Source organism: Streptococcus sp. 2741 (assembly GCF_013276315.1).
Classification (GTDB): domain Bacteria; phylum Bacillota; class Bacilli; order Lactobacillales; family Streptococcaceae; genus Streptococcus; species Streptococcus pseudopneumoniae.
The window spans coordinates 1-6,344 of sequence record NZ_VMKU01000146.1 but is presented as its reverse complement, the minus strand read 5'-3'; the positions used below and the strand labels follow the sequence as shown (position 1 = coordinate 6,344).

Sequence of the window (6,344 nt, the reverse complement as noted above, 5' to 3'; positions counted from 1 at the left end):
GAAGAAGAAATCGAGACGACTATGGGGATTGCTTAAGTTAGGAGTTCCTAAATGGATAGCAGATAAGGTATCTGGCTGGGGTGACCATTATCAATTAGTAGCTCAGAAGTCGGTACTAAACGTGCTATATCAAAACCAGTCCTTGAAAAACGTGGACTGGTTTCGTGTTTGGATTATTACCTTGAACGACATGTGTTAAAAGTTAGTTGAACCGCCGTATGCCGAACGGCACGTACGGTGGTGTGAGAGGGGCTAGAGATTATCCCCTACTCGATTAAGCAATTTCCTTGACATTTTTCTTATTTTGCGCTATCATATATACATATAATATATGGGAGTCTGTGTACAGTCTGAGAGGAAGTGTTAAACTTCGACCGCACCTGATCTGGGTAATGCCAGCGGAGGGAACGATACTTAGTCTGATTTTGCACCTTTTCCATATATGGTAAAGGTTTTTCTTTTTGTCAAAGGAAAACGAGAAGAGGAGGTTTTTATGAAAGCAAGCATCGCCTTGCAAGTTTTACCCCTAGCACAGGGGATTGATCGGATAGCTGTTATTGATCAGGTCATTGCTTATCTGCAAGCTCAAGAAGTGACCATGGTGGTGACACCATTTGAAACGGTCTTGGAAGGGGAGTTTGATGAGCTTATGCGCATTCTAAAAGAAGCGCTGGAAGTGGCAGGGCAGGAGGCAGATAATGTCTTTGCCAATGTCAAAATAAATGTAGGAGAGATTTTAAGTATTGATGAGAAGCTTGAAAAGTATGCTGAGACGACACATTAGTCTATTGGGCTTTCTAGGAGTCTTGTCAATCTGGCAGTTAGCAGGTTTTCTTAAACTTCTCCCCAAGTTTATCCTGCCGACACCTTTTGAAATTCTCCAGGCCTTTGCTCGTGACAGAGAATTTCTCTGGCACCATAGCTGGGCCACGTTGAGAGTGGCTTTGCTAGGTCTAATTTTGGGAGTCTTGATTGCCTGTCTCATGGCTGTACTCATGGATAGTTTGACTTGGCTCAATGACCTGATTTACCCTATGATGGTGGTCGTTCAGACTATCCCGACCATTGCCATAGCCCCTATTTTGGTCTTGTGGCTCGGTTATGGGATTTTGCCCAAGATTGTCCTGATTATCTTGACGACCACTTTTCCTATCATCGTCAGTATTTTGGACGGCTTTAGGCATTGTGACAAGGATATGCTGACCTTGTTTAGTCTGATGCGGGCCAAGCCTTGGCAAATCCTGTGGCATTTTAAAATTCCAGTCAGCCTGCCTTACTTTTATGCAGGTCTGAGGGTCAGTGTCTCCTACGCCTTTATCACAACAGTGGTATCTGAGTGGTTGGGAGGCTTTGAAGGACTAGGTGTCTACATGATTCAGTCCAAGAAACTGTTTCAGTATGATACCATGTTTGCTATTATTATTCTGGTATCGATTATCAGTCTTCTCGGTATGAAGCTGGTTGATGTCAGTGAAAAATATGTTATTAAATGGAAACGTTCGTAGAATTAGAATGTTTCAAAAAAGAAAAGAGGAAATCAAAATGAAGAAAACATGGAAAGTGTTTTTAACTGTTTTAACAGCTCTTGTAGCTGTTGTACTTGTGGCCTGTGGTCAAGGAACTGCTTCTAAGGATAACAAAGAGGCAGAACTCAAGAAGATCGACTTTATCCTAGACTGGACACCAAATACTAACCACACAGGGCTATATGTTGCCAAGGAAAAAGGTTATTTCAAAGAAGCTGGAGTGGATGTTGATTTGAAATTGCCACCAGAAGAAAGCTCATCTGACTTGGTTATCAATGGTAAGGCACCATTTGCAGTGTATTTCCAAGACTACATGGCTAAAAAATTGGAAAAAGGAGCAGGAATCACTGCCGTTGCAGCTATTGTTGAACACAATACATCAGGAATCATCTCACGTAAATCTGACAATGTAAGCAGTCCAAAAGACTTGGTTGGTAAGAAATACGGGACTTGGAATGACCCAACTGAACTTGCTATGTTGAAAACATTGGTAGAATCACAAGGTGGGGACTTTGAGAAGGTAGAAAAAGTACCAAATAACGACTCAAACTCTATCACACCTATTGCCAATGGTGTCTTTGACACTGCTTGGATCTACTACGGTTGGGATGGTATACTTGCTAAATCTCAAGGTGTAGATGCTAACTTCATGTATTTGAAAGACTATGTCAAGGAGTTTGACTACTATTCACCAGTTATCATCGCAAACAACGACTATCTGAAAGATAACAAAGAAGAAGCTCGTAAAGTCATCCAAGCCATCAAAAAAGGTTACCAATATGCTATGGAGCATCCAGAAGAAGCGGCTGATATCCTCATCAAGAATGCACCTGAACTTCAGGAAAAACGTGACTTTGTCATCGAATCTCAAAAATACTTGTCAAAAGAATACGCAAGCGACAAGGAAAAATGGGGTCAATTTGATGCAACTCGCTGGAATGCCTTCTACAAATGGGATAAAGAAAATGGTATCCTTAAAGAAGATTTGACAGATAAAGGCTTCACCAACGAATTTGTGAAATAATGACAGAAATAAGACTAGAACACGTCAGTTATGCCTATGGTCGGGAGAGGATTTTAGAGGACATCAATCTGCAGGTGACTTCAGGTGAAGTGGTTTCTATCCTAGGTCCAAGCGGTGTTGGAAAGACCACTCTCTTTAATCTAATCGCTGGGATTTTAGAAGTCCAGTCTGGGAGAATTGTCCTGGATGGTGAAGAAAATCCCAAGGGGCGCGTGAGTTATATGTTGCAAAAGGACTTGCTCTTGGAGCACAAGACGGTGCTTGGAAATATCATTCTGCCCCTCTTGATTCAAAAAGTGGATAAGGCGGAAGCCATTGCCCGGGCGGATGAAATTCTTGCGACCTTCCAGTTGACAGCTGTAAGAGATAAATACCCTCATGAACTCAGTGGCGGGATGCGCCAGCGTGTAGCCTTGCTTCGAACTTACCTTTTCGGGCACAAGCTCTTTCTCTTAGACGAGGCTTTTAGCGCCTTGGATGAGATGACCAAGATGGAACTACACGCTTGGTACCTTGAGATTCACAAGCAGTTACACTTGACAACATTGATTATTACTCATAGTATAGAGGAGGCTCTTAATCTCAGCGACCGCATCTATATCTTGAAAAATCGCCCTGGGCAGATTGTTTCAGAAATTAAACTAGACTGGTCTGAAGATGAGGACAAGGAAGTCCAAAAGATTGCCTACAAACGTCAAATCTTGGCAGAATTAGGCTTAGAATAAGTAGAAAAATAGGGAGTTGGTGAAGATTATCCTTTACCAGCGCCCTTTTTCTTTTAAAAATGAGAAAATTTCGGTATAATAGTCAAAGATAGTCAAGGTTTAAAGAGAGAGGTGGGTTTGTAATGAGATTTAAAAATACATCGGATCATATTGAGGCCTACATCAAGGCGATTTTAGATCAATCTGGTATTGTGGAGTTGCAACGGAGTCAGTTGGCTGATACCTTTCAGGTTGTCCCTAGTCAGATTAACTATGTGATCAAGACACGCTTTACCGAAAGTAGAGGCTACTTGGTTGAAAGTAAGCGTGGTGGCGGAGGCTATATTCGTATAGGACGGATTGAGTTTTCTAGTCATCATGAAATGCTCAGGGAGCTGCTTTACTCAATTGGTGAGCAGGTCAGTCAAGAAATTTATGAGGATATTCTACAGCTTTTGGTTGAGCAGGAATTGATGACCAAGCAGGAGATGAATTTGCTTGTGGCAGTAGCTTTGGATCGCGTCCTAGGAGAAGAAGCTCCAGTCCTTCGAGCTAATATGCTACGACAGGTTATACAAGAGGTAGATAGAAAAGGGAAGTAAGATGAACTATTCAAAAGCATTGAATGAATGTATCGAGAGTGCCTACATGGTGGCTGGCCATTTTGAAGCTGGTTACCTAGAGTCTTGGCACTTGTTGATTGCCATGTCCAATCACAGTTATAGTGTGGCAGGGGCGACTTTAAACGATTATCCATATGAGATGGACCGTTTAGAAGAGGTGGCTTTGGAACTGACTGAAACGGACTATAGACAGTATGAAACTTTTACGGAGTTGCCGTTCTCCCGTCGTTTGCAGGTTCTTTTTGACGAAGCAGAGTATGTAGCGTCAGTGGTCCATGCTAAGGTATTAGGGACAGAGCATGTCCTCTATGCGATTTTGCATGATGGCAATGCCTTGGCGACTCGTATTTTGGAGAGGGCTGGTTTTTCTTATGAAGACAAGAAAGATCAGGTCAAGATTGCTGCTCTTCGCCGAAATTTAGAAGAACGGGCAGGCTGGACTCGTGAAGACCTCAAGGCCCTACGCCAACGCCATCGTACAGTAGCTGACAAGCAAAATTCTATGGCTAATATGATGGGTATGCCCCAGACTCCGAGTGGTGGTCTCGAGGATTATACGCATGATTTGACAGAGCAAGCTCGTTCTGGCAAGTTAGAACCAGTCATCGGTCGGGACAAGGAAATCTCGCGTATGATTCAAATCTTGAGTCGGAAGACAAAGAATAATCCTGTCTTGGTTGGGGATGCTGGTGTCGGGAAAACTGCTCTGGCGCTTGGTCTTGCTCAGCGTATTGCTAGTGGGGATGTGCCTGTGGAAATGGCTAAGATGCGCGTGTTAGAGCTTGATTTGATGAATGTCGTTGCAGGGACACGCTTCCGTGGTGACTTTGAAGAGCGCATGAACAATATCATCAAGGATATTGAAGAAGATGGCCAAGTCATCCTCTTTATCGATGAACTCCACACTATCATGGGTTCTGGGAGTGGAATTGACTCAACTCTGGATGCGGCCAATATTTTGAAGCCAGCCTTAGCGCGTGGAACTTTGAGAACGGTTGGTGCCACCACTCAGGAAGAATACCAAAAACACATCGAAAAAGATGCGGCTCTTTCTCGTCGATTCGCTAAAGTGACGATTGAAGAGCCAAGTGTGGCAGACAGCATGGCCATTTTGCAAGGCTTGAAGGCGACTTATGAGAAACATCACCGTGTGCAAATCACAGATGAAGCGGTCGAAACAGCCGTTAAGATGGCCCATCGTTACTTGACTAGTCGCCATTTGCCAGACTCTGCTATAGACCTCTTAGATGAAGCAGCAGCAACAGTGCAAAATAAGGCTAAGCATGTAAAAGTAGACGATTCAGGCTTGAGTCCAGCTGACAAGGCCTTGATGGATGGCAAGTGGAAACAGGCAGCTCAGCTAATCGCAAAAGAAGAGCAAGTGCCTGTCTATAAAGACTTGGTAACAGAGTCTGATATTTTGACTACCTTGAGTCGATTGTCAGGTATCCCAGTCCAAAAACTGACTCAGACTGACGCTAAGAAATACCTGAACTTGGAAGCTGAACTACACAAGCGTGTCATCGGTCAAGATCAAGCAGTTTCAAGCGTTAGCCGTGCTATTCGCCGCAATCAGTCAGGGATTCGCAGTCACAAGCGTCCGATTGGTTCTTTTATGTTCCTAGGACCCACAGGTGTCGGGAAGACCGAATTGGCCAAGGCTTTGGCAGAAGTTCTCTTTGATGACGAATCAGCCCTTATCCGCTTTGATATGAGTGAGTATATGGAGAAATTTGCAGCCAGCCGTCTCAATGGAGCTCCTCCGGGTTATGTGGGTTATGAAGAAGGTGGGGAGTTGACCGAGAAGGTTCGCAACAAACCATATTCCGTTCTCCTTTTTGACGAGGTAGAGAAGGCCCACCCAGATATCTTTAATGTGCTCTTGCAGGTCTTGGATGATGGTGTCTTGACCGATAGCAAGGGCCGCAAGGTTGACTTTTCAAATACCATTATCATCATGACGTCAAACCTTGGTGCGACAGCCCTTCGGGATGACAAGACCGTCGGTTTTGGAGCTAAGGATATTCGTTTTGACCAGGAAAATATGGAAAAACGCATGTTTGAAGAGCTGAAAAAGGCTTATAGACCTGAGTTTATCAACCGTATTGATGAAAAGGTGGTCTTCCATAGCCTGTCTAGTGACCATATGCAGGAAGTGGTGAAGATTATGGTCAAACCTTTAGTGGCAAGTTTGGCTGAAAAAGGCATTGACTTGAAATTACAAGCTTCTGCACTGAAATTGTTGGCAAATCAAGGATATGACCCAGAGATGGGAGCTCGTCCACTTCGCAGAACCCTGCAAACAGAAGTGGAAGACAAGTTGGCAGAACTTCTTCTTAAGGGAGATTTGGTGGCAGGCAGCACACTTAAGATTGGTGTCAAAGCAGGCCAATTGAAATTTGATATTGCATAAAAATGGAGAATCAGGAGTAATCTTGATTCTCTTTTGCCAAATTTCAAGTTCAAG

At 43.6% G+C, this 6,344-nt stretch carries 6 protein-coding genes, 1 pseudogene and 1 riboswitch; all 7 genes and pseudogenes read left to right on the top strand.

The window, feature by feature from the left end:
- A pseudogene (locus tag HT671_RS10840) lies at positions 1–210 on the top strand (group II intron reverse transcriptase/maturase); the annotation flags it as partial.
- Positions 211–321: 111 nt separating this feature from the next.
- Positions 322–424, top strand: a riboswitch (TPP riboswitch).
- 69 nt (positions 425–493) lie between these two features.
- Positions 494–784: a thiamine-binding protein gene (locus HT671_RS10835; RefSeq protein WP_000647658.1), complete on the top strand. Its 291-nt coding sequence runs from the start codon at positions 494–496 to the stop codon at positions 782–784.
- Complete coding sequence (locus HT671_RS10830; protein ID WP_165778281.1) at positions 747–1,505, top strand: ABC transporter permease; 759 nt, start codon at positions 747–749, stop codon at positions 1,503–1,505. Before HT671_RS10835 ends, HT671_RS10830 begins: the two co-directional genes overlap by 38 nt.
- 37 nt (positions 1,506–1,542) lie before the next feature.
- Positions 1,543–2,550 carry an ABC transporter substrate-binding protein gene (locus HT671_RS10825; RefSeq protein WP_050261791.1) on the top strand — a complete coding sequence of 336 codons (1,008 nt, stop codon included), beginning with the start codon at positions 1,543–1,545 and terminating at the stop codon, positions 2,548–2,550.
- Positions 2,550–3,275, top strand: coding sequence for an ABC transporter ATP-binding protein (locus HT671_RS10820; protein WP_000136235.1), 726 nt, complete (start codon positions 2,550–2,552; stop codon positions 3,273–3,275). Before HT671_RS10825 ends, HT671_RS10820 begins: the two co-directional genes overlap by 1 nt.
- Before the next feature lie 122 nt (positions 3,276–3,397).
- A complete protein-coding gene (locus HT671_RS10815; protein WP_050261787.1) occupies positions 3,398–3,856 on the top strand; it encodes a CtsR family transcriptional regulator in 459 nt (152 codons plus the stop codon).
- Between the two features lies 1 nt (position 3,857).
- Entirely contained in the window at positions 3,858–6,290 is a 2,433-nt protein-coding gene (locus HT671_RS10810) for an ATP-dependent Clp protease ATP-binding subunit (protein ID WP_079252987.1), read from the top strand.
- The last annotated feature ends 54 nt before the right edge of the window (positions 6,291–6,344 follow it).

Excerpts from the sequence above, each read along its gene's own strand:
- HT671_RS10810 (WP_079252987.1), top strand. The coding sequence starts at position 3,858 with ATGAACTATTCAAAAGCATTGAATGAATGTATCGAGAGTGCCTACATG.
- HT671_RS10820 (WP_000136235.1), top strand. The coding sequence starts at position 2,550 with ATGACAGAAATAAGACTAGAACACGTCAGTTATGCCTATGGTCGGGAG.
- HT671_RS10815 (WP_050261787.1), top strand. The coding sequence starts at position 3,398 with ATGAGATTTAAAAATACATCGGATCATATTGAGGCCTACATCAAGGCG.
- HT671_RS10835 (WP_000647658.1), top strand. The coding sequence starts at position 494 with ATGAAAGCAAGCATCGCCTTGCAAGTTTTACCCCTAGCACAGGGGATT.
- HT671_RS10830 (WP_165778281.1), top strand. The coding sequence starts at position 747 with ATGAGAAGCTTGAAAAGTATGCTGAGACGACACATTAGTCTATTGGGC.
- HT671_RS10825 (WP_050261791.1), top strand. The coding sequence starts at position 1,543 with ATGAAGAAAACATGGAAAGTGTTTTTAACTGTTTTAACAGCTCTTGTA.